The sequence below is a fragment of the Ornithinicoccus sp. genome (assembly GCF_057176825.1).
Genome location: NZ_CM169976.1, coordinates 2648252 through 2674948, shown reverse-complemented (window position 1 = coordinate 2674948; position 26697 = coordinate 2648252). Strand labels below are relative to the sequence as shown.

General features: G+C 70.0%; 22 protein-coding genes, 1 tRNA gene and 2 pseudogenes. 13 read left to right on the top strand and 12 right to left on the bottom strand.

Going from position 1 to position 26697, the window contains the following annotated elements:
• Positions 1–62 precede the first annotated feature (62 nt).
• From AC1QRC_RS13335 to AC1QRC_RS13320, 4 genes are read right to left on the bottom strand one after another with little or no spacing between them, the layout of a single operon-like run.
• Entirely contained in the window at positions 63–1151 is a 1089-nt protein-coding gene (locus AC1QRC_RS13335) for an FAD-binding oxidoreductase (protein WP_484203773.1), read from the bottom strand.
• On the bottom strand, positions 1148–2461 hold the full coding sequence (locus tag AC1QRC_RS13330; RefSeq protein WP_484203772.1) for an aromatic ring-hydroxylating oxygenase subunit alpha: 1314 nt from the start codon (positions 2459–2461) through the stop codon (positions 1148–1150). Before AC1QRC_RS13330 ends, AC1QRC_RS13335 begins: the two co-directional genes overlap by 4 nt.
• Before the next feature lie 12 nt (positions 2462–2473).
• Positions 2474–3391 carry an FAD-dependent oxidoreductase gene (locus tag AC1QRC_RS13325; protein ID WP_484206644.1) on the bottom strand — a complete coding sequence of 306 codons (918 nt, stop codon included), beginning with the start codon at positions 3389–3391 and terminating at the stop codon, positions 2474–2476.
• Between the two features lie 52 nt (positions 3392–3443).
• The gene (locus AC1QRC_RS13320; RefSeq protein ID WP_484203771.1) at positions 3444–4514 is read right to left on the bottom strand and encodes an oxidoreductase; all 1071 of its coding nucleotides are present in this window, start codon (positions 4512–4514) and stop codon (positions 3444–3446) included.
• A 73-nt stretch (positions 4515–4587) separates the two neighbouring features.
• On the opposite strand from AC1QRC_RS13320, the gene AC1QRC_RS13315 reads away from it, so the two are divergent.
• The 5 genes and pseudogenes from AC1QRC_RS13315 (at position 4588) to AC1QRC_RS13295 (ending at position 10113) form a co-directional block, all read left to right on the top strand.
• The gene (locus tag AC1QRC_RS13315; RefSeq protein WP_484203770.1) at positions 4588–5526 is read left to right on the top strand and encodes a LysR family transcriptional regulator; all 939 of its coding nucleotides are present in this window, start codon (positions 4588–4590) and stop codon (positions 5524–5526) included.
• 203 nt (positions 5527–5729) lie between these two features.
• Positions 5730–6962 (top strand): annotated as a pseudogene (locus tag AC1QRC_RS13310) (quaternary amine ABC transporter ATP-binding protein).
• Positions 6959–7933 carry an ABC transporter permease gene (locus AC1QRC_RS13305; protein WP_484203769.1) on the top strand — a complete coding sequence of 325 codons (975 nt, stop codon included), beginning with the start codon at positions 6959–6961 and terminating at the stop codon, positions 7931–7933. The pseudogene AC1QRC_RS13310 and the gene AC1QRC_RS13305 overlap by 4 nt, the downstream one beginning before the upstream one ends.
• Before the next feature lie 109 nt (positions 7934–8042).
• Positions 8043–9011 (top strand): glycine betaine ABC transporter substrate-binding protein, encoded by a 969-nt coding sequence (locus AC1QRC_RS13300; RefSeq protein ID WP_484203768.1) that lies wholly within the window; start codon positions 8043–8045, stop codon positions 9009–9011.
• 124 nt (positions 9012–9135) lie between these two features.
• The gene (locus AC1QRC_RS13295) at positions 9136–10113 is read left to right on the top strand and encodes a bile acid:sodium symporter family protein (protein WP_484206643.1); all 978 of its coding nucleotides are present in this window, start codon (positions 9136–9138) and stop codon (positions 10111–10113) included.
• Positions 10114–10131: 18 nt separating this feature from the next.
• Here AC1QRC_RS13295 and aztD read toward each other — a convergent pair whose 3' ends face one another.
• The 4 genes from aztD to AC1QRC_RS13275 all read right to left on the bottom strand — a co-directional run bounded on the left by aztD (position 10132) and on the right by AC1QRC_RS13275 (position 13533).
• A complete protein-coding gene (gene aztD / locus AC1QRC_RS13290; RefSeq protein WP_484203767.1) occupies positions 10132–11391 on the bottom strand; it encodes a zinc metallochaperone AztD in 1260 nt (419 codons plus the stop codon).
• Between the two features lie 135 nt (positions 11392–11526).
• Positions 11527–11991, bottom strand: a complete 465-nt coding sequence (locus AC1QRC_RS13285; RefSeq protein ID WP_484203766.1) for an SRPBCC family protein — start codon at positions 11989–11991, stop codon at positions 11527–11529.
• A gap of 64 nt (positions 11992–12055) precedes the next feature.
• Positions 12056–12991, bottom strand: a complete 936-nt coding sequence (locus AC1QRC_RS13280; RefSeq protein WP_484203765.1) for an RDD family protein — start codon at positions 12989–12991, stop codon at positions 12056–12058.
• A gap of 47 nt (positions 12992–13038) precedes the next feature.
• The gene (locus AC1QRC_RS13275; RefSeq protein WP_484203764.1) at positions 13039–13533 is read right to left on the bottom strand and encodes a nucleoside deaminase; all 495 of its coding nucleotides are present in this window, start codon (positions 13531–13533) and stop codon (positions 13039–13041) included.
• Positions 13534–13593: 60 nt separating this feature from the next.
• Between AC1QRC_RS13275 and AC1QRC_RS13270 the strand changes: the two genes are divergently transcribed.
• A complete protein-coding gene (locus AC1QRC_RS13270) occupies positions 13594–13797 on the top strand; it encodes a hypothetical protein (RefSeq protein WP_484203763.1) in 204 nt (67 codons plus the stop codon).
• A gap of 6 nt (positions 13798–13803) precedes the next feature.
• On the opposite strand, the gene AC1QRC_RS13265 is transcribed toward AC1QRC_RS13270, so the two are convergent.
• Positions 13804–15003, bottom strand: coding sequence for an acetate/propionate family kinase (locus AC1QRC_RS13265; RefSeq protein WP_484203762.1), 1200 nt, complete (start codon positions 15001–15003; stop codon positions 13804–13806).
• Entirely contained in the window at positions 15000–17069 is a 2070-nt protein-coding gene (gene pta, locus AC1QRC_RS13260; protein ID WP_484203761.1) for a phosphate acetyltransferase, read from the bottom strand. Before pta ends, AC1QRC_RS13265 begins: the two co-directional genes overlap by 4 nt.
• Positions 17070–17175: 106 nt before the next feature.
• Here pta and AC1QRC_RS13255 point away from each other — a divergent pair, with 106 nt between their 5' ends.
• From AC1QRC_RS13255 to AC1QRC_RS13230, 6 genes and pseudogenes are all read left to right on the top strand, one after another.
• Positions 17176–18078, top strand: coding sequence for an aminotransferase class IV (locus tag AC1QRC_RS13255; protein WP_484203760.1), 903 nt, complete (start codon positions 17176–17178; stop codon positions 18076–18078).
• A gap of 74 nt (positions 18079–18152) precedes the next feature.
• Positions 18153–18226: transfer RNA gene (locus AC1QRC_RS13250), tRNA-Val, on the top strand.
• A gap of 549 nt (positions 18227–18775) precedes the next feature.
• On the top strand, positions 18776–20632 hold the full coding sequence (locus AC1QRC_RS13245; protein ID WP_484203759.1) for a DUF262 domain-containing protein: 1857 nt from the start codon (positions 18776–18778) through the stop codon (positions 20630–20632).
• A gap of 771 nt (positions 20633–21403) precedes the next feature.
• Positions 21404–21520 (top strand): annotated as a pseudogene (locus tag AC1QRC_RS13240) (hypothetical protein); the annotation flags it as partial.
• Positions 21521–21527: 7 nt separating this feature from the next.
• The gene (locus AC1QRC_RS13235; protein ID WP_484203758.1) at positions 21528–22142 is read left to right on the top strand and encodes an ISL3 family transposase; all 615 of its coding nucleotides are present in this window, start codon (positions 21528–21530) and stop codon (positions 22140–22142) included.
• Positions 22143–22252: 110 nt separating this feature from the next.
• Positions 22253–22684: a hypothetical protein gene (locus tag AC1QRC_RS13230; protein ID WP_484203757.1), complete on the top strand. Its 432-nt coding sequence runs from the start codon at positions 22253–22255 to the stop codon at positions 22682–22684.
• A 38-nt stretch (positions 22685–22722) separates the two neighbouring features.
• Here the strand turns inward: AC1QRC_RS13230 and AC1QRC_RS13225 are convergent, their stop codons facing one another.
• Both AC1QRC_RS13225 and AC1QRC_RS13220 read right to left on the bottom strand, forming a co-directional pair.
• On the bottom strand, positions 22723–24084 hold the full coding sequence (locus tag AC1QRC_RS13225) for a GntP family permease (RefSeq protein ID WP_484203756.1): 1362 nt from the start codon (positions 24082–24084) through the stop codon (positions 22723–22725).
• 210 nt (positions 24085–24294) lie between these two features.
• Positions 24295–25272, bottom strand: a complete 978-nt coding sequence (locus tag AC1QRC_RS13220) for a LysR family transcriptional regulator (RefSeq protein WP_484203755.1) — start codon at positions 25270–25272, stop codon at positions 24295–24297.
• A gap of 242 nt (positions 25273–25514) precedes the next feature.
• Between AC1QRC_RS13220 and AC1QRC_RS13215 the strand changes: the two genes are divergently transcribed.
• Positions 25515–26678: a pyridoxal-phosphate-dependent aminotransferase family protein gene (locus AC1QRC_RS13215; protein ID WP_484203754.1), complete on the top strand. Its 1164-nt coding sequence runs from the start codon at positions 25515–25517 to the stop codon at positions 26676–26678.
• The last annotated feature ends 19 nt before the right edge of the window (positions 26679–26697 follow it).

The following is a 26697-nucleotide window of genomic DNA, read 5'->3' as shown; positions in this document are numbered from 1 at the left end:
TGGGTGGTCGCCCCCCACAGTAGTGCGCGGAGATGCTGAGCCGAGGCCCGGGGGCGCGACGCTCAGGCGTCGATCTGGAGGTCCTCCTGTGGGGTCGAGCAGCAGAGCAGGATCTTGCCCTCATTGACCTCACGCGCTCGGATGCCACCGGCGTGCTGCATGTCGACCCGGCCACTGATCAGGGGGCACTTGCAGGTCCCGCACACGCCCTCGGCGCACGACGAGGGAAGGGTCAACCCGGCCCTGGCCGCCGCGGCCAGCACCGTGGTGCGGTCGTCGCACTCGATGGAGCGCCCGCTCTTCAGGAAGTCGATCCGGTAGGTGGTGCCCACGTCCGCGCCGGGGTCGCCCGGCGTGCCCGCTGCGGGCGCCCCGGGGGTGCCGAGGAGGAAGGACTCCTCGTGGCACCGTGCCGGGTCGGCCGCCACCAGGGCGAGGTGCTCGCGGACGGCCGCCATGAACGGAGGAGGACCGCAGATGAAGATCTCGCGCTCGAGGAGATCGGGGGCCGCAGCAAACAGTGCCGGCAGGGTCAACCGCCCGCGTGGTCCTGTCCACGCCTCTGCGGGGGAGTCCTCCTCACACAGGATGCTCACCGCCGCCAGTCCCGAGGTAGCCAGCTGCTTGAGTTCGTCGCGGAAGATGATGTCCCGCGGGCTCCGCGCACAGTGCACGAACACGACGTCGGCGCCGGCCCCGCGGTCCCGCAGGTCGCGGGTCATCGACATCAGCGGGGTGATCCCGCTGCCCGCGGACAGGAAGAGGTACTTCGCGGCCGGGTGCTCAGCCGTGGTGAAGACCCCGAGCGGCCCGCTGGCCTGGATCGTGTCGCCGACCCGAAGGTGGTCGTGCAGCCAGTTCGACACCGGCCCGCCCGGGACGCGCTTGACGGTGATGGTCGGGCTGGTCGGCTCGGCCGGTGAGGACGAGATCGTGTAGCAACGCTCCACCTCGTCCCCGTGCGCCGGCACCCGGATCGTCAGGTACTGCCCCGGCCGGAAGAGCAGCCCGGCCCCGCCGGGCAGCGCGAAGGTGAAGCTGCGGACATCGTGCGTGACGTCGGTAATCGCCACGCAGGTGAGCGTGCCGTCCAGCTCCTCGACCCACTCCTGGGTGGCCAGCGCGGTGCCGGGCGCGAGCACCTCGGTCATGCCAGGTGCTCCTGCAGCCGCTCGAGGTACCAGGTCACGAGCGCATCGACCTGATACTCGTTGGCCGAGTAAGGACCCGGCTCGTAGGCGGGGCTGCTCACCCCGGCCTGGGTGCGGGCCACGAAGGCGCCGTCCTGTTCGTTGGTCATCCGCCAGACCTCGGTGAGGGTGTCGAGGTCGTAGTCGACACCCTCGACCGCGTCCTGGTGGACATGCCACGTGGTCCGGACCAGGGTGCGGTCGGCCGCGAGCGGCAGCGCCGTGAAGGTCACGACGTGGTCCGCCAGGAAGTGAAACCACGAATTGGGTTGCAGGTGCAGGCTGAGTCGGCCCAGACGCGGGGTGTCGAGGTCGGCGAGCAACCGCGCGGAGGCGGCACTGCCGTCCCGGGTGTAGGACTCCCCGGCCCCGTCCAGCGCCTCGCGCTGCACCCGGAATGCGGTGGGTCGTCCGGAGATCTCCTCGATGGCCGCGAACGGCATACCCCGCTCGGTGCAGGCACGCTCGAGATGCGCCTCCGCGGCGAGATAGCGGGCGTGCGCCGGCATCAGCCGGGGCGGGATGTCCTCCAGTGCGTAGCCGTAGGTGGGGAAGAAGGTGCAGGTCAACTCGGGATGGCCGGCCTCGCAGTGGTAACACTCCCGGTTGTTCTCCATGACCAGCTTCCAGTTGCCGTGCTCGACCAGGTCGATCTGGGCCGCGACCTTGGTCTCGGCCAACCGGTGCGGCGCGAGGTAGGGGCCGACCCGGCGGACGACATCGTCGATGTCGTCCGGGGGAGTGGGGGAGAGGCAGATCAGCACCAACCCCTCCATCGTGCGGACGACGACCTGCTTCAGCCCGAAACAGGCCTTGTCGAACCCTGGTGGCTGATCGCCGGCGTGCAGCAGTCGGCCGTCCGTGCCGTAGGTCCACTGGTGGTAGCCGCAGACCAGGTTGCCCACCGACCCCCTCGCTTCGTGGAGGACCCGGGAGCCGCGGTGCCGGCAGACGTTGTGCAGCGCCCGCACCTGACCGTCGTCGTCCCGCAGGACGATCACCGAGTAGCGCCCCAGGTCCACGGTGACGTAGTCCCCGGGCTCGGGCACCTCAGCCTCGGTCGCCACGAAGATCCAGTGCCGGGCGAAGACCGCCTCCACGTCGAGGGCGAAGAGGTCCGGGCTGGTGTAGAAGTCCCCCTCGAGCGCGTGGCCGGGACGTCGCCGGGCCAGGAGGGCGACGGGGTCCTGCGGGGTCGCACCCGTCACGGCCGTCGGGTGCGCGGGTGGGGCGGTGGTCCCGGCGGTCGCCCGGGCGGTCACGGCGGTCATGGTCCTCCTCGATCAGGCGGTGTGGCACAGCCGCAGGGCGTCGTAGACGGCGGCGTGGATGTTGCGGCTGGTGACGGCGTCACCGATCCGGAAGAGCTGGAAGCTACCCGCGGGGTTGGTGTGGACCGTCTGTGGCTGACCCGCCAGCAGCGCGGCGTGGTCGACCTCACCGAGGTTGGTCGAGTCGGTCACCAGGTCGCGGTACAGCTCGTCGTTGGGCAGGGTGCCGTGCTCGACGACCACCCGGTCCACCACCCGCTCCACGGTCGCCTCGGCATACTCGCTGTAGAGCGTGGCCACGAGGGCCCCCGCTTCGCGCCGCACGCCGGTGAGCCGCTGGGCGAGCGTGACCTCGACATCGTGGCGGGCGAAGGTGCGCAGGTAGGCCGGGGAGTTCATGCTGCCGACCAGGGGAGCCAGGGCACGCTCTGGCGTCACGTAGTGCACCCGGGCGCCGGCGAGGGCGAGCTTCTCGGCCGCGTCCATGCCGGGCTCGGCCCCGTTGTCGTCGTAGACCAGCACGTCACCGGTGGCGCGGACGCTGCCGTCCATCACGTCCCAGCTGTCGGACACCAGGGCCTGGCCCTCGGCCAGGAAGGTGCGGTTCGGGAGGCCGCCGGTCGCGACGATCACGAGGTCGGGCTCCTGCGCCAGCACCTGGTCGCGCTCGGCGTAGGCGCCGAACCGGAACTCCACCCCGGCGTGCTTGGCCTCGGCCATCCGCCAGTCGACGATCCCGATCAGGTCGCGACGCCGGGGTGCGGAGGAGGCGAGCCGGACCTGCCCTCCCGGGGCGTCTGCCGCCTCCAACACCAGGACCCGGTGGCCCCGCTCGCCCAGCACCCGGGCGGCCTCGAGGCCGGCGGGGCCGGCGCCGATGATGACGGTGCGTCGGGCGCGGCCCGCGCTGGGGGAGATGCGGTGGGGCATGGTGAGTTCCCGCCCGGTCGCGGGGTTGTGGAGACACTTGGCGTCGCCGGACTCATAGATGGCGTCCAGGCAGTAGTTGGCCCCGACGCAGGGACGGATCCGGTCCTCCTCCCCGGCCTGCACCTTGGCCGCGAGGTAGGGGTCGGCCAACTGGGCCCGGGTCATCCCGACCAGATCGAGGAGACCGCTGCGGATCGCGTGGCGCGCGGTGGCGACATCGGCGATCCGGGCGGCGTGCATCACGGGGATGTCGACAGCCCGGCGCACCTGGCCGGCGAACTCCAGGAACGGGGCCGAGGGCGTGCCCATCGCAGGGATGCCGCGGGCCAGGGTGACGTCCCGCTCGATCGTCCCCCGGGTGACGTTGAGGAAGTCGACTCCGTCGTCGGTGTAGCGGCGCACCGCCTCCAGAGTCTCGGTGCAGCTCCAGCCCGTCGGGCTGGTCCTCCTCCATCGACATCCTGATCCCGACGATGAAGTCCTCGCCGACGGCCTCGCGGACCGCCCGGATCACCCGTCGGGGGAAGGTCATCCGCTGCTCGAGGGTGCCGCCGTAGCGGTCGGCGCGCTGGTTGGTGGCAGGGGAGAGGAAGGCATCCATCAGATGTCCCCAGTGCTGCAGCTCGATGCCGTCCAGGCCGCCGGCGGCACAGCGGGCGGCCGCGTCGGCGTAGTCGCGCACGATGCGGTCCAGGTCCCACTCCTCTGCCTCCTTGGGGAAGGAGCGGTGGGCCGGCTCGCGCACCGGTGACGCCGAGACGAGGGGCAGCCAGTCCCCGGCAAAGTTGCTCGTCCTGCGCCCCAGGTGGGTGACCTGGGACATCACGGCCGCGCCGTGCTCGTGGACCGCGTCACTCAACTGGCGCAGCCAGGGCACGACCTCGTCGCGGTGCAGCAGCAGGTTGCCGAAGGCGGGCGGGCTGTCCGGTGACACCACGGCCGAGCCGCCGATCATGGTGAGTCCCACGCCGCCACGGGCCTTCTCCACGTGGTAGGCGCGGTACCGCTCCTTGGGCATGCCCTCCTCGGAGTAGGCAGGCTCGTGGGAGGTGCTGACGATGCGGTTGCGCAACGTCAGGCCCTTCAGCGCGAACGGCTGCAGGAGGGGATCGTGCAGACCCATGTCACCCAGTGTGACCCCGCGCTCTCCTGAAGAGAATCAACAGTTCATACACATGACCGTGCAATCATGTTGCATGATCGACGAGCGGATCCAGGTGCTGCGGTTGGTGGCCGAACGGGGCACGGTGACCGCCGCCGCCCGCGCCCTCAGCTACACACCGTCCGCGGTGTCACACCAGCTGCGCACCCTGTCCCGGGACCTCGGGGTGCCGCTCCTGGAGCCGGTCGGTCGTGGGGTCCGGCTGACGGCTGCGGCCCGCATCCTGCTGGAGCGCAGCGACGAGCTCTACGCCCGCTGGGAGGAGATCCGGGCGGAGCTGGCCGAGCAGGGTCCCGAGAGGGTGGTGACGCTGCGGCTGTGCGGGTTCTCCACCGCGGCGGCCGCGCTGCTGCCCCGCGTCGCGGCCCAGGTGCGCGCCACTCATCCGCTGTGCACGGTCCGCATCATCGAGGCGGACCCCGCGGACTGCTTCGACCTGCTCCTGGCGGATCAGGCCGACGTCGCCGTCGTGGTCGCGACACCGGGTCTGCCGCCGGCCTCGGACCCACGGTTCGACCAGGCCGCGCTGCTGGAGGATCCCCTGGACCTCCTCGTGCCGGAGGACCACCCGCTCGCCGGGCGGGCCTCGGTGCTGCTCGGGGACGCGGCGGGGGAGTCCTGGATCCTGGACCGTCCCGGACGTCCGCTGCACGAGTTGGTCCAGTCCGCCTGCGCGGCGGCCGGGTTCTCTCCGTATGTCGCACACGAGGCAGCGGAGTGGGACACGGGCGCGGCCCTGGTGGACGCCGGCCTGGGGGTGGCCCTGATCCCCCGGCTGGCGCGGCTGCCCGGTGGCTACCGGATCACCCGGGTGCCGCTGCGGGGCGACCCGACACCGGCGCGATACATCCGCACGGGGGTGCGCCGGGGCAGCAGCCGACAACCGACGATCGCCACCGCACTGGCGGCGCTGGACGAGGCCGCACGCACGTCCGGCGCCCCCGGCGGTGCGCCGACGGCGCCGCAAAGGTGACGAGAACGTTACCGAGTTGCGACCCGCAAGCGCTCCCTGAGCAAGAACGGGATTGGTACGTTGTGTGATCGGCGCGTTCCTCCGCCCCCGGTAGGACCGGGTCCGTGTCCCGGTCCGCAAACCGTGCAGTGTGCCGGTTGCGGGGTGCGCCGCCGTACGAGGTGCGACGAACGGTCGCGCCGAAACGACGGGAGCTCACGACGGTGCCAGTCATCAGGGCCGATCACGTGTTCAAGGTCTTCGGACGCCGCCCGGAGCGGGCGGTGGAGCGGTTGCGGCAGGGGACGGACCGCGACGAACTGCGTGAGGAGGGCATCACCGCGGCGGTGATCGACGCCTCCTTCGACGTGTCGGAGCGGGAGATCTTCGTGGTCATGGGCCTGTCCGGGTCCGGCAAGTCCACCCTCATCCGGATGGTCAACGGGCTGTTGCTCCCCACCGACGGGACCATCGAGGTCGGCGGGCGCGACGTGGGCGGGTTGGATGCCAAGGGCCTGCGGGCGCTGCGCCGCGACAAGGTCAGCATGGTGTTCCAGCACTTCGCCCTGTTGCCGCACCGCACCGTGGGGGAGAACGCCGCATACGGCCTGGCGCTGCGCGGGCATGAACCGTTCGGAGCGGGAGGCCAAGGCCGAGCGAGGCGCTGTCCATGGTCGGGCTCGGGGGTTGGGGCGGCTCGTTGCCCGGCGAACTGTCCGGCGGGATGCGGCAGCGGGTCGGCCTGGCCCGCGCCCTGGCCGCGGGCACCGACGTGATGCTGATGGACGAGGCGTTCAGCGCCCTGGACCCGCTGATCCGCCGGGAGATGCAGGACCAGCTCATCGAGCTGCAGCACAAGCTGGACAAGACCATCCTGTTCATCACCCACGACCTCAACGAGGCGATGCGGCTGGGCGACCGGATCGCGATGATGCGCGATGGTCGCATCGAGCAGGTCGGCACGGCCGAGCAGATCCTGAACGACCCGGCCAACGACTATGTCGCGCAGTTCGTCCAGGACGTCGACCGGACCCGCGTCCTCACCGCCTCCTCGGTGATGGAGCCCCCGGTGGCGGTGCTCGGGTCCGAGCAGGGACCGCGGGCGGCGCACCGGCTGATGCGGGAGCACCAGCTCAGCGCGCTCATGGTGGTGGACCGAGACCGGACGCTGCGCGGCGTCGTGACCGAGATCGACGTCGCCGCGTGCCGTCGACCAGCAGGGGGACGACCTCGCGGGTGTGCTGCAGCAGGTCGCGAGCGTCGGCCCCGACGTGGCCGTCGCCGACCTGTTCGGAGCGTCCGCCGAGAGCCCCACCGCCCTGGCAGTGGTGGAGGAGGGCCGCCTGATCGGGGTCATCCCGCGCGTCACCCTGCTCAGCGCCCTGGGCAGTGTCGGGGGCCATGACGCCGCGAGCAGACCCGATCAACAGCCCGAGGCGGAGGGACTGGTGCGATGAGCGTGCTGCCGACCGTGGACTGGGTCCAGCCGGGGATCCCGCGGCTGCCCGTGGGCGACTGGATCGACGCCGGGTTCGACTGGGTCAAGGCCAACTTCCGTGAGTTCTTCCGCACCATCGCCGACCTCATCGAGACCTCCGTGGAGGGCCTGGCCGACGCCCTGTCCGCGCCGCCGGCCCTCGTGGTGGTGGTCGCCCTCGCGCTCCTCGCGTGGCTCGCCAAGGACTGGAAGCTCGCGCTCGGCTCGTTGATCGGGCTGGCCGCCGTGGTCGGGATGAACCAGTGGGACAACGCCATGCTGACGCTCTCGCTGGTGCTGATCGCCACCCTGATCGCGCTGGTCATCGGCATCCCCCTGGGCATCGCCGCGGCCCGCTGGGACCGGTTCAGCAGGTTCATCCGACCCGTGATGGACCTGATGCAGACCATGCCCGGGTTCGTGTGGTTGGTGCCCGTGGTGACGTTGTTCAGCATCGGCGTCCCCGCCGGCATGGTGGCCACGATCATCTTCGCCCTGCCACCCGGGGTGCGTCTGACCGAGCTCGGGATCCGGCAGGTGGACGCCGAGGTGGTGGAGGCCGGCCACGCGTTCGGCGGGACCCCACGACAGATCCTGCGCGGCATCCAGTTCCCGCTGGCGATGCCCACGATCATGGCCGGGGTCAACCAGGTCATCATGCTGGCGCTGTCGATGGCCGTCATCGCGGGCCTGGTCGGCGCGCCCGGCCTGGGCGCCCAGGTGATCTCGGCCATCTCCACGCTCAACATCGGGCTCGGCTTCGAGGCGGGTCTGTCCGTGGTGGCGCTGGCCATCTACCTGGACCGCGTCACCGCCTCGGTCGGCGGGGGTGCGCTCGGCCGCCTGCGCCGCCGGAAGCCGGGCAAGGGGGCCGAGGCTGCCGAGGAGGTGGAGATCGAGTTGGAGACCAGTCGTGGTCGGGCCTCGTCGGCCATGAAGGGGGCCACCTGAGACGGCGACATCACCCTGCGGGCCACCGGTCCGCGAGCACCCCAACGTTCCCGGCGAACGCGCCGGGGAGGGCACGAAGGAGAGGAAGAGCACGATGAAGCGCAATTCGATGATCAGACGGAGCGGCGCGGTCGTGGGGGCACTTGCCCTCGTGCTGACCGCCGCGGCCTGCGGCTCCGACGATGACGGCGGCGACGACGGCGGCGACAACGGCGCCGAGGGCGGCGACAACGGCGCCGAGGGCGGCGACAGCACCGACGGTGACGACGGCGCCGGCGGTGGCGCTGGCGGTGAGATCACCCTGGGGATCATCCCCTCCTGGACCGACGGCCTGAGCACGGCCTACCTGTGGAAGAACGTCCTCGAGAGCGAGGGCTACACGGTGACCATCCAGGAGATCCCCGAGGCCGCCCCGCTCTACACCGGTGTGGCCGAGGGCGACATCGACATCTACCCCTCGGCCTGGCCCCAGGTGACCCACTCGGCCTACATGGACGAGTACGGCGAGAACCTGGAGGACCTCGGTGCCTACTACGAGGGTGCCAAGCTGACCTTCGCCGTCCCGGAGTACACCGACATCAGCTCGATCGCCGACCTGACCGGCAACGCGGACATGTTCGGCGGCCAGATCATCGGCATCGAGCCCGGGGCCGGTCTGACGCGCGTGACCAAGGAAGACGTCATGCCGACCTACGAGCTGGACGGTGACTACACCCTCGTGGAGTCCTCGACCACGGCCATGCTGACCGAGCTCGGCAACGCCATCGAGGAGGAGCGCGACGTCGTGGTCACCCTGTGGCGGCCGTTCTGGGCCAACAGCGAGTTCGCGGTCAAGGACCTGGAGGACCCCGAGGGCGCTCTGGGCGAGGCCGAGACGCTGAACGCCATCGCGACCGCGGGCTTCAGCGAGGAGTTCCCCGAGGTCGCCGAGATGTTCGGCAACTTCTCGCTGGACGACGACGCCTACGGTTCGCTCGAGGACATGGTCGTCAACGAGTTCGGATCCGGCGAGGAGGAAGCGGCCATCGAGGCCTGGCTGGAGGAGAACCCGGACTTCATCGACAGCCTGAAGGGCTGAGGTCCCGGGGACTCAGTCCCCACCACGATCGGGAGGCCCGCACCGGGAGGTGCGGGCCTCCCGCGCGTCGTGCTGACGCCACGGCCCGTGCGTGGCACAGTGTGTGGCCGTGACTGGCCAGCAGATGACACAGCGCCCTGGACCCACCCCGGCGGAGGACCGCAGCGCCTACCGGGCGGTGACGATCTTCCCGCTCCTGGTGCTGCTGGCCGGGGTGGTCGGCTACTTCGGGGCCGACTCCATCTCCACCCAGTCCGGCCTGATCACCCCCCTGCTGGGCGTGATCATGTTCGGGATGGGGCTGACCCTGACGCTGCCGGACTTCAAGCTCGTCCTCACCCGGCCGCTACCGGTCCTGTTGGGCGTCTTCGCGCAGTATGCCGTGATGCCGCTCGTCGGGTGGGGGGTGGCCAAGGCGCTCGGCCTCTCGGACGAGCTGGCCGTCGGCGTGATTCTGGTGGGGTGCGTCCCGGGTGGCACGGCGAGCAACGTGGTCGCCTACTTGGCCCGTGCCGACACCGCCCTGTCGGTGGCCATGACCTCGGTCTCGACCCTGCTCGCCCCCGTGATGACGCCGTTGCTCACGCTCTGGCTGGTGGGCGAGCGGCTCCCGGTGGACGGCGCGGGGATGGCGACCACCATCGTGCAGATCGTGCTCATCCCGGTCATCCTGGGTCTCGTCATCCGGCTCGCGCTGCCCCGCGTGGTGCAGAAGGTGCTCCCGGTGATGCCCTGGTTCTCCGTCGCGGTGATCTGCATGGTGGTCGCGATCGTGGTCTCGTTGTCCGCCGACCAACTCCTGGAGGCGGGGTTGATCGTGGCGGTCGCCGTCATCCTGCACAACGGATTCGGCATCCTGCTCGGGTACGGCTTCGGCCGACTCACCGGGCAGACCGAGCTCAGCGCGCGCACCATGGCCATCGAGGTCGGGATGCAGAACTCCGGTCTCGCCTCGGGTCTGGCCACCACGTTCTTCACTCCGGCGGCAGCCCTGCCCGGTGCCGTGTTCTCGGTCTGGCACAACCTCTCGGGTGCCCTCGTCGCGGGGTGGTTCCGACGGCACAGCCCCGGCGGCAAGGCCGCCGGGGAGACCGACAACTAGACGGGACAGCCAGGGCCCTCAGCCGCTGACCGAGGCCAGCTCGTTCGGCACCACGGGGAGTTCGGCGTGGTCGATGACCTCCCCGGTGGACAGGTCGACCACGTGCAGGGACTGCTCGGCCGGCTCCGTCACGTAGGCGAAGGCGCCCTCAACCCGCACCGTGGGCCGGGGGTCCTGCCAGTCCTCGGGCTCCTCCCACTCCGCCACCACCGCGGTCTCCGACACGACTTCGCCGCTGTCGGGGTCCAGAGTGCGTAGGGCGCCGTCGGTGCCGAGCACCAACGCCTCGCCCTCGGGGCCGCGGGCCAGGGAGCGGAAGGAGTAGCTGGCAGGCAGGTCGACCACCTGGAGCTCTCCGGACAGGGTGTCGATCAGGGCCACCTGCGTGGGGCGTTCGAGCTCTGCATCCGGATCGGTCTTGTAGTCGCCAAGGACGACCTGGGAGTGCTCGCTGCCGGCCAGGTTGCCCGAGCGACCGTAGTCGTCGGGCGCCGCCACCTTGTGGAACTCACCGTCCCGGAAGATCAGCACCCCGTCCTCACATCCCAGCGCCACCACCTCGTCGGCCGCGACGGTTTCCCCGTGCACGCCGGGGCACTCCTCGCTGCGGGCGATCTCCCGGCCGGAGGAGTCCAGGACCAATGCGCCGCTGCGCGACTCCTCGGTGCCGACGGTGTGCAGCAGGCTGTCGTCCTCCAGGAGGACCGCGACACCGTGATGCGCCTCCGGCACGGCGAACTCGGTGACGTGGGGCAGGTGCGCGCTGGTGAGATCGTGCGGGTCGAAGACCTCGATCGCCCCGGACCCGTCGTGGAACAGGACCGTGCGGTCGGCGTGGTTCACCACGTGGCCGGGGTGGTCGCCGTCGAAGCGCAGGTCGGTCAGCAGGGGCTCGGTCGTGTAGGAGTGGGAGTGGTCACCGTGCGGCTCGCTCCAGGCGCCGGCGTCCAGCACCCGGAAGCTGTCGCCCTCGGTGAGCAGCAGGTGTCTGTCGTCCCCGGCCGGGTTGAGCCGCACGAAGCCCTCGGCGGGGAAGTCCGCGAGAACCTTCAGCGTCATCGCATCGACGACGAGCACGCCACCGTCGTAGCTGATGCCCAGCCGCGGGCTGGGGCCGGCGGACTCGGAGGTCTCCCGGGCATCGGCCGGGTCGAGCTCGTGGGTGTCCGACTCGTCGTCGTGCTCGTGCTTGTCGTCGTGGTCGTGCTCGTCGTCGTGCTTGTCGTTGTGTTCCCCGTCGTCGGTGTCACTCCGGGGCCCCGGGGCGGTGTCCCGCACCGGCCTCGGTGCGACTCGTCGGGATTCTGGGTGCCGCACGCGGCGAGGGTGAGGGCTAGGGCCGTCACCGACACGGGGAGGTAGCGTCGCTTCAAGATCATAGCGAGAATCATTATCAACTTGGCGGTGAGCATGTCAACCAGGCGTTCCGGCCAGGTGGCGACGCAACCCACGGTGACCCTCCCGGAAGAGCCAGCCATGGTTTACCCACATCGGTCCGCGGAGGATAGTCGCAGACCCCCGGCTGCCGGGCGTCATGACCTCGTGGTGGTACCGGGCCACCGTGCAATTGGGCTCCGGACCGGGGCTGAGCAACCACTGGGCCCATCCCTGCATCTCCCCGGTCACCCAGATGCCGAGCCGTCCGGTGAGTTCATCGGCGGTGCGGGGGAGCAGGGAGACGTGCAGGGTGCGGGGGAGGAAGCTGCTGACCTCGACGCGGACGGTGCGGTCCTCCAGGAGCTCGACGCCGCGCACCTGGGGCCACCAGGTGGGGTAGGCCCACAGGTCGGACAGGACGGCGAAGACGCGTCCGGGAGGGGCCGGCAGCTCCCAGGTGGTCGCATACCGGAAGGCCGCGCGTGGCCGCGTCTGCCGCATCCACCCACCCTAGGCAACCGGTGCCGTTCCGGCCAGGGCAGACGCGGGGCAGCCCCCGTGTGCCTCAGGGGTGGCCGGACGGGTCGCTGTCCCGGGGTCTGGACTGCGGGGCCTGCCCCTGCTGCCCCGGGAGTGGGACGGTGCCGCGCAGCCAGGTTTCGGCCCGTTCGGCGAGGCCGGGGAACCGCTCCGCGAGCAGGTCGCGCAGGCTGCCCGCCTCGGGGTGCTGCTGGAGCTGTCGCTCACCCGCCCGGCGGGCCCGTTCGCCCGCCTCCGCGACCTGCCGTCGGCGGGCCGGGTCGGCGGTCTGCTCCCGCAGGTAGTCCTCCCCGGCCTGACGCACCTGCTGCCAGCTGAACGGGGCGACGGTCGTGCCGGTGAGGATTCCGTGGGCCCCGCGCCCTCCGGCGAACCAGACCACGACGAGGACCAGGCTGAGCGCGATGCTGACCTCGGCCAGCTCGGTCGCCTCGGGCACTCCCAGTGCCGCAGCGATGAGCATCGCGACGGCGATCGCGGGAGGACCGACGACCAGGGCGGCACGCAGCGCCCCGCGCAGCAGCCGGTCGGCCCAGGAACGGTGCGCGGGCGGGTGGACCGGCGCGATGGTGGCCGCGGACCCCTCGAACGGCACCACGCGCATCCGGAACGCGCCCTTGCCGGGTGTCGCGCCGCCGAGCACCAGGAAGACGGTCTCGTAGAGCCAGACGATCCCCAGCTGCAGCAGCAGGGCGCTGACGACGATGGGTTGCAGGTCCTGGGCCGCGGCGAAGGCGGCCGTCCCGGCATCGGCGGTGGTGGGGCCGGCGCGCAGGAAGTCCAGGGCGTTGCTGAAGCCGGAGGCGGCGAGCACGTCGGAGGCCGCACCCCAGGACAGCGGCCAGACCACCAGCGCCGACAGCAGCAGGGCCAGCGCGGTATCGATCCCCCTCGCGAGCGCGCGGCGCAGCAACATGGGCGGCGGGTGTCCCTGGGTCGTGTCGTGGGCGGAGTCGATCATCTCGGCCTGCCTGGTCTCGCGGTTCCCCCCAGCATAGGTGTCGTCGGCTAGGACCGCCGGGCCGCCGCCTCGTGCAGCCGCCGCATCTCGTCCTCGAGCTCGGGCGCGGGTCCGGCGACGCGCGCCCCCGGGGCCACCGTCCCGATGGGCAGCGGGCTCACCGGGCCGTCCGGCAGCCCCCACGACCGCCGCCAGCCGACCAGCTGTGCGGAGGACACGGCATACACGACCCGCCCCAGACCCACCCAGGCGTGGGCGGCCGCGCACATCGGGCAGTGCTCGCCGGAGGTGTACACCGTGGCCGCGGCCCGCTGTGCCTCCGTGAGGTGCCCGGCAGCCCACCGGGCGGCGGCGAACTCGGGGTGGCGGGTGCGGTCGCCGGCGGCGACGCGGTTGCGGTCCTCGAAGACGACGTCCCCCGAGTCCAGCACGAGGATCGAGCCGAAGGGTTCGTCGCCCGCCCGGAGTGCCTCGCGGGCGAGCTCCACGCAGCGTCGCAGGTGCGGGAGGTCGGTAGGTTCCGGTGCGGGAGGCGTGGCCATCGGCCCATCCTGGCACCGTAGTCTGAGGGGCATGATGCTGCGTCGGCCGGAGGTGACCGGGTGAGCCGGACGGGGTGGTCACTGGCGCTGACCGTCGTGGTGCTGTTCCTCGCCTGGTGGGGGCTGCGCATGCTCTGGTGGCGGATGAACTACATGGTCCCGGCCTTCGGCGTCGGGCTGCTGTGCGGCGTCGCGCTCACGCTGTGGCTGGGGCGTCGGCGTCGTCCCCGGAGGGACCGGGTGGGGGAGCGCGGAGGTCTCTGAGGGCGGTCAGGTCGCGGCGAGCAGGTCCGCGGCCTGGCGCGCGATCTCCCACTCCTCATTGGTCGGCACGACGAAGGCGGCGACCGGGCTGTCGGCGGTGCTGATCCGTGCCTCGCCGGCCGCGCCGTCGTTGGCCGCCTCGTCCAGCAGTATGCCGAGCAGGCCCGCCCTGCGCAGGACGGCCGCCCGCAGCTCGGCGTTGTTCTCCCCGACGCCCGCGGTGAAGCTGACGGCGTCGAGCCGGCCCAACACCAGGGCCAGCCCTCCCAGGTAGCGGACCAGTCGGTGCACCACCACGTCGAAGCCCAGGGCGGCGTCGGGATCGCCGGCGGCGCGGCGGGCCATCACCTCGCGGAAGTCACTGCTCCCGGTGAGGCCGAGCAGCCCCGACTCCTTGCTCAGGGCCCGGTCGAAGTCCTCGATGCCGACCCCGGCGGTGCGGGCCAGGTGCCCCCCGATGCCCGGGTCCAGGTCCCCGCCGCGGGTGCCCATGACCAGGCCCTCCAGGGGGGTCAGCCCCATCGTGGTGTCCACGCTCGCACCATCCAAGATGGCCGTGGCGCTGGCGCCATTGCCCAGGTGCAGCACCACGAGGGCCACCTCGGTCTCGGGCCGACCGAGCAGGGCTGCCGTGCGACGTGCGACGTAGGCGTGCGAGGTGCCGTGGAAGCCGTAGCGACGCACCCCGTGCTCCTCCCGCCAGGAGCGGGGCACGGCATACGTGTAGGCCTCCGGCGGCATGGTCTGGTGGAACGCGGTGTCGAAGATGGCGACCTGCGGCAGGTCCGGGAAGACCTCCGTCGCCACCTCGATCCCGGCGATGTTGCCGGGGTTGTGCAACGGCGCCAGCGGCACCAGGGTGCGCAGCGTGTCGAGCACCTCCGCGTCCACCCGCACCGTCGAGGCGAAGCGGGAACCGCCGTGCACCACGCGGTGGCCGACGGCGACCGGGCCCTCCTGCGCCAGGTCCGGTCCGTGCTCGGCGAACTGGGCCGCGAGCACCTCGAAGGCGGCGTGGTGGTCGGGGACCTCGACGTCCGTCCGGTGGTCGCCCCCGCCGACGCGGTGGCGCACCGTGCCGCCGACGAGCCCGATCCGCTCGACCAGCCCGGTCGCCAGGGACTCCCCGGACGCGGGCCGGACCAGTTGGTACTTCAGCGAGGAGGACCCGGCATTGATCACCAGGACGGGACGGTCGTCGCTCATCGGCGGGCCCCTTCTGCCTGGATCGCGGTGATGGCGACGGTATTGACGATGTCGCGGACCGTGGCGCCGCGCGACAGGTCGTTGACGGGCCGGTTGAGGCCCTGCAGGACGGGCCCGACGGCGACAGCGGAGGCACTGCGCTGCACCGCCTTGTAGGTGTTGTTGCCGGTGTTCAGGTCCGGGAAGACCAGGACGGTCGCCCGACCGGCGACGGTCGAGTCCTTGAGCTTGGTCGCGGCCACCGCGGCGTCCACGGCGGCGTCGTACTGGATGGGTCCCTCGACGGACAGCTCCGGGCTGCGTTCCCGGACCAGCTCCGTGGCGGTCCGCACCTTCTCCACGTCGGCACCACTGCCCGAACCGCCCGTGGAGTAGGACAGCATCGCGACGCGGGGTTCCACCCCGAACTGGGCGGCCGTCGCGGCCGAGGAGACCGCGATGTCGGCCAGTTGCTCGGCCGTCGGGTCCGGGTTGACCGCGCAGTCGCCGTAGACCAGGACCTGGTCGGCCAGACACATGAAGAAGACCGAGGAGACGACCGACACCCCCTCGACCGTGCGGATGACCTCCAGGGCGGGGCGGATGGTGTGAGCGGTCGTGGTGATGCAGCCGGACACCATGCCGTCGGCCTCGCCTTCCAGCACCATCAGGGTGCCGAAGTAGGCCGGGTCGGCCACGGTGTCGCGCGCCATCTCCACCGTCACTCCCTTGTGCGCCCGCAGTTCGGCATACCGCTGCGCGTAGCGTTCCCGCCGCTCGTCCGTCGTGGGGTCCAGCACTTGGGCACCGTCCAGGTGCAGGCCCAGGCCGGTGGCCCGGTCGCGGATCTCCTGCTCCTGCCCGAGGAGGGTCAGCCGGGCCACGCCCCGGGCCAGCAGGATGTCGGCGGAGCGCAGGATCCGCTCCTCCGCGCCCTCGGGCAGCACGATGTGGGCATCCGCGGCCCGGGCCCACTCGGTGAGCCGGTGCTCGAACATCAGCGGGGTGACGACGCCGGAGGCGTGCTCCGCGGCCTGGGGGAGGAGCTCGGCGACGTCCAGGTGCGCCTCCACGACCGCGACGGCCGCGTCCTTCTTGCGGTGCGAGCCGGAGCCGATCCTGGGGCGGGCGTTGTGGCAGGCCGCCGCCGTGTTGAAGGTGCCGCCCTCCGTGGTGACGACCGGCAACTGCACGCCGAGCCCGTCGACGAGGCGTTGCACCTGGGGGCTGAGGGCGAAGCCGCCGTTGAGGATGATCCCGGCCAGGCTGGGGAACGTGCTCGCCCGGTGTGCCTGCAGCGTCGCGATCAGCACCTCCTCCCGGTCAGCGGGGCAGATCACGACTGCCCCCTCGGCGAGTCGGTCCAGCACGTGTGGCATCGTCATCCCGGCCACGATCAGGTGCATCGCCTCGCGGTCCAGCAGCGGCTCCTCACCGAGGAGCAGGGTGCCCTCGGTCGCGGTCATCAGGTCCCGCACCGTGGGCGCCGCCAGCACCGGGTCCGCCGGCAGCACGTAGGTGGCCTTCTGCCCGAAGTGGTCGACCAGACCCGACCGCACGCCCTCCACGTCCTCGGGGGCGACCCGGTTGGCGATCACCGCGAGCACCCGCCCGTGCCGCAGCTTTGCCTCGTGGGCGGTGAGCTCGGCCGCCGTGACCACCTCGGCGGGGGAGCGATCGATGCCCGGGACGACCAGCAGCATCGGCGCACCGATGTTGGCGGCGATGACGGCGTTCACCGAGAACTCGGTCGGGCCCGGGATGTCGGTGAAGTCCGAGCCCACGACGAGCACCGTGTCGTGCGCCTCGGCATACGCATGGAATCGCTCAACCACCACCCCGACCGCCGCGTCCGCACCCGCGTGCACCTGGTCGTAGGTGACACCCACGGCCTCGTCCACCCGCAGCGGGGAACTGGCGTGCGGCAGCAGCAGGTCCAGCAGCGGGTCGGTCACGTCCGCCTGCACGATCGGTCGGAACACCCCGACCCGTCCGCCCAACCGGGTCAACTGGGCCAGGATGCCCAGGGCGACGGCGGACTTGCCGGAGCGGGACTCCGCGGACGCGAGGTACAGACTCGTGGTCACGGCCCCGAATCTAGCGGCAACGGGGAAGGCAGGTCACCCGTTGCGCCCGCCGCCCTTGCACCGGCCTCGGGCCGGCCGCCCGGAGGGTCGTGGGAGGCTGGTGCCCATGAGCACAGACCAGATCAGGGTGTGGGTGGACGGCCGACGTGTCGACGAGGGCCCGGCGATCGCCGCGCTCGACCACGGGGTCACGGTCGGCGACGGCGTCTTCGAGACCGCCAAGATCGTCGACGGCACGGTCTTCGCGCTGACCCGGCACCACGACCGGATGGACCGCTCACTTGCCGGGCTGGGACTGCCCGCCCTGGACCGGGCCCGGGTGGAGGAGGGGATCGACGCGGTCCTCGCAGAAGGCACCATCGGTTTCGGCCGCCTGCGCTACACCGTCACCGGGGGTCCCGGACCGCTGGGGTCGGACCGGCTCGACGGCCCGCTGACCTACATCGTCACCGCCGGTGAGATGGCGCCCGGTCCGGCCAGCACGACGGTGGCCGTGGTGCCCTGGGTGCGCAACGAGCGGGCGGCGACGGTGGGCCTGAAGACCACCTCGTATGCCGAGAACGTCGTCGCCCTCGCCGCCGCCAAGGCGCTGGGCGGCACCGAAGCCATCTTCGCCAACTCCTCCGGGCAGCTGTGCGAGGGCACCGGGTCCAACATCTTCGTGGTCCGCGACGGGGTGGTGCTCACGCCGTCCCTGGAGACGGGGCCGCTGGCCGGCATCACCCGAGCGCTCACCGTGGAGTGGCTGCGCGAGGAGGGTCTGGAGGTGCGGGAGGAGGCGCTGCCGCTGTCGGTGCTCGCCGACTGCGACGAGGCATTCATTACCTCCAGCACCCGGGACATCCAGGCCGTGACCACCATCCGGGTCGCCGCAGGGGTCGACACCCTGGCCGGGCACCTGCCCGCGGCAGAGCTGCCCGAGCGCGAACTGGGGGGTGGGCCCGGCCCGGTCACCGCCCGCGCGGCGGAGATCTTCGCCCGGCTGGGTGCGGAGCGACGCGACCCGTGAACGGGCTGCTCGGCGCCTGAGCCCGTCGATTAGGATGGGTGCGCCGCGGCGGGGTACATTACCTGCCGCAACACGGACGTGTAGCTCAGTTGGTTAGAGCGTTCGCTTCACACGCGAGAGGTCAGGGGTTCGAGTCCCTTCACGTCCACCCAACGTGTCTTACGGGAACATACGACATCGCAGATTGCGGTGTGTTCGTGTTCCGTCTCTTTGCTTCGCGTCTCGCCGACGATGGTGGCGAACGGCTCGGCTAGTACCGGGCGTAGATGCTCGTCTGTGGCGACTTCCACGCGTGTGTAGAACGCCTGGTTGGCCGGGCCCACCCAGGCGGCGGTCGACCTCCGCGAGCTCGGCGCAGATGCGGTCCTGGTGGCGCTTGCGCCTGGGAAGGGCGATGGCCTCGGCGAAGCGCGCCGCGAGGAGCTGTGGCCGTCTCAGCGTGCTGGGTTCGCGGTGAGGTCGGCGAACTCCTGATCGTGTCCCGCCCCGCGCTCGTCAAACGCGGCGTCGACCTCGGCAGCGGGGCGGCGGTATTGGTCTTCGCTGTACGGCCCGAGCAGATTACGTAGGCGTAGGTCGTGCCTCTCGGGTTGGTGGCGACGTCACTGAAGCGGTTCAGGTAGAGGGCTTGCGCCGTGCCCGACGGGGCTGCGTGGAATGATTGCACGGCACCAGGTGGTCGAGAGGACGGCAGCTCATGGCAGGCGGATACGAGAAGGCGATCACGGTTGAGGCTGCGATCAGGAACATTGCCGAGCGTCGGTACCTTCTGCCGTCGATCCAGCGTAAGTTCACCTGGGACATGGGCCAGGTATGCCGCCTATTCGACTCAATCATGCAGCACTACCCAGTCAACAGCCTGATGCTCTGGAAGGTCGACTCGGCCGAGATTCGAGATGGCTTCCGGTTCTATGAGTTCCTGACCAAGTATGTCGATCGCTTCGCCGAGAACAACCCCGACTTCGATACCAAAGGTCACGGCGAGTTCTACGCCGTGATCGACGGGCAGCAGCGTCTGACCTCGCTCTATATCGGGCTGAAGGGTACTTACAGCGTCAAGAAGCACCGTGCTTGGTGGCCGAAGGCATACGACCCGGCCGTGCTGCCGCCTCGCACGCTCTATCTAAACCTCGCGGCTCCGTTGGACCCAGAGCGCAACGACGACCAGTTGATCTACGACTTCCAGTTCCTCACGGCCGACGGTGTGGCCAAGAAGTCGACCGATTCGGAGAACTTGTGGTTTGAGGTCGGTCAGATTCTCCAATTTCCGACGGTCGAGACCGATGACGAAATCGTCGACCATGTGATGGACTACCTCGATGGACTCGGTCATGGAGACAACAGGTTCGCGCGTAAGACGCTCCGTCGCCTCTACTTCGCGGTCCGTCGTGAGGCGATCCTGAACTACTTCGTAGAGGAGAGCCAGGATATCGGCCGTGTCCTCGATATCTTCATCCGAACGAATGAGGGCGGCACGCCGTTGCGGTTCTCCGACCTCCTTATGTCGATCATGTCGGCGAACTGGGAGGATGCCCGTGACCGCGTCGACGAGCTTGTGAACTTGGTCCGAACCGCGTTCGGCTTCTCCATCGACCGCGACCTGGTCATGAAGGCCGCCGTGATGATCACGGACGCCGATGTCAGGTTTCAGGCACGCAACTTTGATGCGTCTAACGTGGCGAAGATTCGCGTGGCCTGGGACGACATCAGAGACTCACTTGTCGAGTCCTTCCGCATGATCGCATCGTTCGGCCTCAACGATGCATCCCTGCGCGCCAAGAACGCAGTACTTCCGATCGCCTACTACCTGTTCCACAAGGGGCGGGATCCGGCGTCAGGTGCTCGTGGCCTATTCTCCACGATCAACAAGCCGATCGCCCACCAAGACGAGCGAACCAAGATGAGGAAGTGGCTACTGATGTCGATACTTCGCTCCGTTTTCGGTCGCGCGGCGGACTCACTGCTGACCAGCCTACGTCGGGTGATCCGCGACCACCTTGATGACGCCGACGGATTCCCGCTCGACCACATCCTGGCGGGCTACAGGGGAACGGCGCGGGACCTCACTTTCGATGACGTCTTCGTCGACAGGCTGCTTGCCACTCAGAAGGACGACCCCAACTGCTACTCGATTCTCGCGCTGCTTCAGCCGGACGTCGACATCCAGCAGATACTGCACGCCGACCATCTTCACCCGGCCGCCGACTTCGGCAAGGACCGCTTGGACAAGCGCGAGTTCCTCACGGGAAACCCGGACCTGCGTGCCTTCTTCGAGGACCGCGAGAACTGGAACGGCGTGAGCAACCTCTGGCTGCTCACCGAAAGCGAGAACACCTCCAAACAGGACCAGCCGCTGGCGGATTGGCTTGAGCCTAGGCTCGGCAAGACAGCCCTCGACCCACTCATTCCCGCCGGAACCAGCTTGGACTTCGCGGACTACAAGGACTTCATCGAGAAGCGTCGCGCCTTCCTCAAGGCGAAACTCGAAGGGCTGGTTGGCGCGAAAACGGTGGATGCGGCGCAAGTGCTTCTAGAGCCGGTTGACGTCGACTGACGGGAGCGGGTGGCGATGAGGTAAATTGAGCGCATCACGCCCCGCCGTCCTTAGGGATTGGCGGGGGCTTTTCTGGCTCTTCGCAGTTGAGGGTGTAACGGTCGTCCGCGCGTCGCTCGCTGGATGAGGGTCGAGGTCTTCCGATGATGGGAGTTCTCACACCGCCCATCCGAAAGACCTCGACGTGCCTGACGCTACTACCTTCGCGCTGCTCCTGACCTGACCACCTTCACCCGCCTGGACGAGCCTCGGCCTGGAGGTCGACCGGCCAGTTGCTCGAGCCCGACCGCGCCGTGCTTGAAGTGTCGGGTCGTGGACCCCGACGACTGGTGCCAGCCGGTGCGGCTGCCAGGGCGTGGCCAGGGACACCGTCGTCCAGTCGGCTCGCGCACGCGCCGTTCGGGTGGCGTCCCACCACCCTGCTGGTCACGGTGCGCCGGTACCGGTGCGCCGAGTGCGGTCACGTGTGGCGCCAGGACACCACCGCCGCGGCCGACGCCACGGGCGAAGATCTCCCGGGGCGGGCTGCGCCTGGGCCCTGGTCGGCATCGTGGTCGCAGCACCTGTCCATGGCTCGCGTCGCCGAGGGGCTGGGCGTGGCGTGGCACACCGCCAACGATGCTGTCCTGGCCGAAGGGCACGCGGCTGCTGATCGACGATCCGGCACCGTCTGGACGGGGTCGAGGTCCTCGGGGTCGATGAGCATTGTTGGCGTCACACCCGTCGCGGGCGACAAGTTCATCACGGTGATCATCGACCTGACCCCGGTCCGTGACGGGACCGGGCCGGCGCGGCTGCTGGACATGGTCGAGGGCCGCTCGCAAGAAAGCGTTCAAGACCTGGCTGGACGAGCGGGACCAGACCTGGCGCGACGGGGTGCAGGTGGTGGCCATGGATGGTTTCAGTGGCTTCAAGACCGCCACCACCGAAGAGCTGCCCGAGGCGGTCAGCGGTGATGGATCCGTTTCACGTAGTCCTGCTGGCCGGGGAGGCGATGGACGAGACTGTCGTCGCCGAGTCCAGCAGGAGACCTGCGGGCACCGAGGCCGCAAGAGCGACCCGCTGTACTCCGCCCGGCGGACCCTGCACACCGGCGCCGACCTGCTCACCGACAAGCAGCACCGCGCGCCTGGAGGCGCTCTTCGCCGTCGAGCAGCACGTCGCGGTCGAGGCGACCTGGGGCATCTACCAGCGGATGGTCGCCGCCTACCGCGCACCCCGATCCGCCGCCAGGGCCGTCGAGCAGATGCGGTCGGTGATCGACGCCGTCCGCCAAGGCGTCCCGCCCGGTCTGGCCGAGCTGCGTCGGCTCGGGCGGACCCTGTCTCGCCGCGCCGAGGACGTCCTGACCTACTTCGACCGGCCGCGCACCAGCAACGGGCCCACCGAAGCGATCAACGGTCGACTTGAGCACCTGCGTGGCTCGGCCCTCGGGTTCCGCAACCTGACCAACTACATCGCCCGCGCACTGCTCGAGGCCGGCGGGTTCAGACCCCAACTACACCCCTAAATGCGAAGAGCCCGAAAACTTTCCGCGGGACAATCACCGGGCGGGGCAACCCGTTGTCAGTTCGTTGCGTCCAAGCCAAGTAGCTGACACCCGACCTCCGCGGAGGAGTGATGGAGATGGGCAACCTGTCGAGCGACACCGGTGCGTTCCCGTCGGTGAGGGGTTCCGCCTGGACGTTGTTGGTGGCAGGCCTCGTGCTCCTTGGTGGATGCGGCGACTCCGCTCCGTCGGATGCCGAGGCGAGTCCGTCGGGCTCGTCTATTCCGACCCTCGATTGTGAGCTCTATGAGGACGCGGAGAGCGCGATGGAGGAGGCGCCGACTGGCCCACCGGGGTCGGATCCTGACCCGCAGATCGCGGTGCAGAACTTCGCTGGCGCGCAGGGCCTGACGTCGGAGGAGACGCGCGATCTCAAGGTCTCCGACGCACTGTGGCGCCGACTGAACCACGAGGACCGGGTCCTGTACGAGTTCCGACTTGAGCCTCACGCTGACGGTAGTTGGTACGTGCAGGGTCTGAAGCGGTGCTTCCCGTTCGAGTAGGCACTCCACGCCCAAGACAGAGCGCTCAAGGAACCGGGTCAGATGATTCCGGCACCCCAGAAGGCGAGGACTCCCAGCATCGCAGCCACACCGTTGACCAGCGTCACCCCGCCGTAGCAGATCAGTGCCGATCGCAGGGGCATCCGGGACAGTGAGGTGCAGACCCAGAAGTAGCTGGAGTTCACGTACTTGATGATGATCGACCCAGCGGCCGCGGCCAGCATCGCTGCCTCGGGGGAGAGGTCGACCTGCCCGAGCAGCGGAGCCGTGATGGAGGCCGCGGTGATGACTCCCACCGTGGTGGAGCCGGTGATGATGTTGCCGACGATCCCGAGCACGAAGGGCAGGAAGATGATCGGCAGACCGGTGCTCGCCACCCCATCGGCGATGACGTCCACAGCCGGGGTGCCCTTCAGGATCTCACTCAGCGAGCCACCCAATCCGGTCACCATGATGATCATGGCGGAGCCGCGCAGGGCCTCCTCGACCCAGGCGTCGCGCCGGTCGGCCGAGTCCTCCTTGCCCGTCATCTTGACGGACAGGATGTAGGCGATGACGACGCCCACGCCCAGGGCAAAGACGGGCCAGCTGATGAACGTCAGGAGCTGGTGGGCCGTGGTGCCTTCCTCCACGGTCAGGTTGGCGATGCTGCCGACGGCGATCAGGAGGAGCGGCACCAGGATCGGGGCATACGACATCCCCAGCGGCGGGAGCTTCTGGCCCTTGTCGACGAAGGACTCCCCGAGGAACTCCTTCGACGGCGGGGAGGGCACCCGCTTGCCAATGAGCATCGCGTAGCCCCACCCGGCAATCGAGGCCGCCAGCGTGATCACCGAGCCGATCAGGATCACGGTGCCCAGGTCGGCGCCGACCAGCGCAGCTGCTGCCAATGGGCCGGGCGTGGGAGGCACCATCGCGTGTGTGGTCTGCATGGCGCCGACGAGGCCCGTGGCCATCACACCCATGGTGCTGCCGCTCGCGATGGCCGCTCCGTGCACGAGCGGGTTGAGGATGACGTAGCCCACGTCGGAGAAGATCGCGATGCCGATGATGAATCCGGCCAACGTGAGCGCGAGTGGCATCCGGCGTCGCCCCACGAACTTGATCATGGAGTCGGTGATGCGTTCCACCCCACCGGATCTCTTCAGGAGCTCGGCGATCAGTGAACCCAGCACGATGACGACGGCAATGGACTGAATCGTCCCGCCGAATCCGACGGTGAACGCCTCGACGAACGCGCCGCGGTCCACCCCGGGGAGGAAGGCGAAGAGGACGATGGGCAGCAACAGGGCGATGAAGACGTGCCATCGATACTTGGCGATCAAGAAGAACAGCACCACGATGACGGCGGCAAATCCGATCAACGTGAGGGGCACGCTCTCGGTGACCACTATGTCCACGACTTCTCCTTTGAATAGGACTCCCAGCCGAGCAGAGAACTCCATCACCACGCGCTGGACGGCTGACGCGAGCCCACGGGCGGCGACGTTGCCACCGAGAAGGAACATTCCACTTAGTGGAATCCAAGACTCGCTAGGTCAGCGATACTGCTTCGGGCTACGGGCCCCGTCAAGTGGCCAAACCGGGCCGTTAAGGCCCTGGGCGCTGGGTTAGCCGTCCGGGCTGCTGTGAGCCCGGGCGAGGGGTTGACGCTTCCCGTCCGCCGGGTGTATTGCGGCTGCCAGCGCGGCCCGGAGGTGGTCGGGCAGGGTCGTCCTGATGGTCTCGGCGAGGGCGGCGTCTGCCGGTGACAGCGTCGTGCGCTGGTGCCGCACGAGACCCACCGAGCGCACCACGGACGGCGCGGTGAGGCGGACGACCCGCTCCGGTTCCCGCGCCACGTCATGCAGTGCGGTGAGCGCGGGCATGAAGGCCGTGGCCACGCCAGCGACCGCGAGCTCGCGGGCCAGCTGCTTCTTGCCGACCTCGACGCGGGTCCTCGGGTGGAACCCCGCCTCGGCGCAGGCATCGTTGAGCATGTCCCGCAGCTGGTTGCCGGCCTCCGGCAGTAGGACGTCCTCCTCCGCGAAGGCGGTGAGGGGTGCTGATTCGCTGCCGCACAGGGGATGTCCTGCCGGCACGAGGGCCACGAGCTCCTCCTCGAAGAGGGGCTCGGCGACCAGTTGCTGGGGCAGGCTGCGCGGCAGGATCATGAGCGCCTGGGGGATGTCGCCGGACAGCACCATCCCGCCCAGGATCGAGCTGGGCTCCTCGGTGATCCACAACTCCACACCCGGGTAGGTGTCCAGAAACTCGCTGGTCACGGCCGGCATGAGCCAGTTCCCGACCGTGCCCAGGACTCCAAGCTGGGCGTTTCCCGCGGTCAGCCCCCGCAGCGCGTCCAGGGAGGAGCGGGCCTCCTCGAGGGTCTCCAGGGAGGCGCGGATCCCGGGCAGGAACGCCTCGCCGAAGGCGGTGGGGACGACCTCGTGCGGCCTGCGCTCAAAGAGCTCCACCCCCAGCTCTCGCTCCAGCTTGCGGACCTGGGCGCTGACGTTGGACTGCACGACGTACAAGCGCTCGGCAGCGCGCGAGAAGCTGCCGGTCTCGGCAACGGCGAGGACGTAGCGCAACTGGTGCAATTCCACCCCGGGAGGCTAGCCCAAGGGTCCGCAGTGGGCCTCGGCACCCGTGGCTGTGGGTGCTGACCCGCAGCACTGACAGGCATAGGGCCGACACGCCGCGGGCAGGTGGTGCTGACCCCCAGCACTGACAGGCATAACCAAACGGCCCCACGCGTCCCTCGTCGGTGTGAGACTGGGCGGACGAGTCAGCACCGCCTCTGCGCCGACCGCCGGCGACCGTGGCGGCCGAGCGAAGGTGACATCCCATGACGCACACCGGACGGCACTTCCTGCAGATCCCGGGGCCCACCAACTGTCCCGACGAGGTGCTCCGCGCCATCTCCCAGTCGACGATTGACCACCGGGGGCCGGAGTTTCAACAGCTGGGCACCCGCGTCCTGGAGGCGGTGAAGCCGGTCTTCGGCACCAGCAACCCGGTCGTCATCTACCCGGCCTCGGGCACCGGTGCCTGGGAGGCTGCGCTGGTCAACACGCTGAGCCCGGGGGACCGGGTGCTGTGCTTCGAGACGGGCCACTTCGCGACCCTCTGGCAGGAGATGGCCACCCGGCTCGGGCTCCAGGTGGACTTTGTCCCCGGCGACTGGCGGCACGGCGTCGACCCGGCCGTCGTGCAGGAGCGCCTGACGGCCGACACCGGTCACGACATCAAGGCCGTGTGCTGCGTGCACAACGAGACCTCGACCGGGGTCACCAGCCGGATCGGGGAGGTCCGGGCCGCGATGGATGCGGCGGACCACCCGGCCCTGCTCCTGGTCGACACCATCTCCTCCCTGGGCTCGATCGACTACCGCCACGACGAGTGGGGGGTGGACGTCACCGTGTCCGGCTCGCAGAAGGGCCTGATGCTGCCCCCGGGGCTGAGCTTCAACGCCATCAGCGACAAGGCACTCCGGGCCCACGAGACCGCCGGCCTGGCGCGCTCCTTCTGGGACTGGACCCCGATCCTGGAGGCCAACACCCGTGGGTTCTGGCCCTACACCCCCTCCACCAACCTGCTCTACGGGCTCGAGGTGGCGCTGCGGATGCTGCAGGAGGAGGGCCTGCCCGAGGTCTTCGCCCGTCACCAGCGGCACGCCGCCGCGACCCGGGCCGCCGTGCAGGGCTGGGGCCTGGAGGTGTTGTGCCTGGACGAGCGGGAGTACTCCGGCTCCCTGACCGCCATCCTGCTCCCGGATGGTTATGACGCCGACCAGGTGCGCCGCATCATCCTGGACCGGTTCGACATGTCCCTGGGCGCCGGGCTCGGCAAGCTGGCCGGCACGGTCTTCCGCATCGGCCACCTGGGCCACTTCAACGACCTGACGCTGGCGGGCACCCTCAGCGGAGTGCAGATGGGGCTGAAGCTCGCCGGGGTCCCGATCGACGAGGGCGGGCTCGGTCAGGCGCTGGCCGTCCTCGAGCAGCAGTGACGCCCACCCCACAGCCGCG

What these genes read in the sequence shown, in the direction of transcription:
- AC1QRC_RS13335 (WP_484203773.1), bottom strand. Translation starts at nt 1,151, where the DNA reads ATGACCGAGGTGCTCGCGCCCGGCACCGCGCTGGCCACCCAGGAGTGG.
- AC1QRC_RS13330 (WP_484203772.1), bottom strand. Translation starts at nt 2,461, where the DNA reads ATGACCGCCGTGACCGCCCGGGCGACCGCCGGGACCACCGCCCCACCC.
- AC1QRC_RS13325 (WP_484206644.1), bottom strand. Translation starts at nt 3,391, where the DNA reads ATGCCCCACCGCATCTCCCCCAGCGCGGGCCGCGCCCGACGCACCGTC.
- AC1QRC_RS13320 (WP_484203771.1), bottom strand. Translation starts at nt 4,514, where the DNA reads ATGGGTCTGCACGATCCCCTCCTGCAGCCGTTCGCGCTGAAGGGCCTG.
- AC1QRC_RS13315 (WP_484203770.1), top strand. Translation starts at nt 4,588, where the DNA reads ATGATCGACGAGCGGATCCAGGTGCTGCGGTTGGTGGCCGAACGGGGC.
- AC1QRC_RS13305 (WP_484203769.1), top strand. Translation starts at nt 6,959, where the DNA reads ATGAGCGTGCTGCCGACCGTGGACTGGGTCCAGCCGGGGATCCCGCGG.
- AC1QRC_RS13300 (WP_484203768.1), top strand. Translation starts at nt 8,043, where the DNA reads ATGATCAGACGGAGCGGCGCGGTCGTGGGGGCACTTGCCCTCGTGCTG.
- AC1QRC_RS13295 (WP_484206643.1), top strand. Translation starts at nt 9,136, where the DNA reads ATGACACAGCGCCCTGGACCCACCCCGGCGGAGGACCGCAGCGCCTAC.
- AC1QRC_RS13285 (WP_484203766.1), bottom strand. Translation starts at nt 11,991, where the DNA reads ATGCGGCAGACGCGGCCACGCGCGGCCTTCCGGTATGCGACCACCTGG.
- AC1QRC_RS13280 (WP_484203765.1), bottom strand. Translation starts at nt 12,991, where the DNA reads ATGATCGACTCCGCCCACGACACGACCCAGGGACACCCGCCGCCCATG.
- AC1QRC_RS13275 (WP_484203764.1), bottom strand. Translation starts at nt 13,533, where the DNA reads ATGGCCACGCCTCCCGCACCGGAACCTACCGACCTCCCGCACCTGCGA.
- AC1QRC_RS13265 (WP_484203762.1), bottom strand. Translation starts at nt 15,003, where the DNA reads ATGAGCGACGACCGTCCCGTCCTGGTGATCAATGCCGGGTCCTCCTCG.
- AC1QRC_RS13255 (WP_484203760.1), top strand. Translation starts at nt 17,176, where the DNA reads ATGAGCACAGACCAGATCAGGGTGTGGGTGGACGGCCGACGTGTCGAC.
- AC1QRC_RS13245 (WP_484203759.1), top strand. Translation starts at nt 18,776, where the DNA reads ATGGCAGGCGGATACGAGAAGGCGATCACGGTTGAGGCTGCGATCAGG.
- AC1QRC_RS13235 (WP_484203758.1), top strand. Translation starts at nt 21,528, where the DNA reads ATGGTTTCAGTGGCTTCAAGACCGCCACCACCGAAGAGCTGCCCGAGG.
- AC1QRC_RS13230 (WP_484203757.1), top strand. Translation starts at nt 22,253, where the DNA reads ATGGAGATGGGCAACCTGTCGAGCGACACCGGTGCGTTCCCGTCGGTG.
- AC1QRC_RS13215 (WP_484203754.1), top strand. Translation starts at nt 25,515, where the DNA reads ATGACGCACACCGGACGGCACTTCCTGCAGATCCCGGGGCCCACCAAC.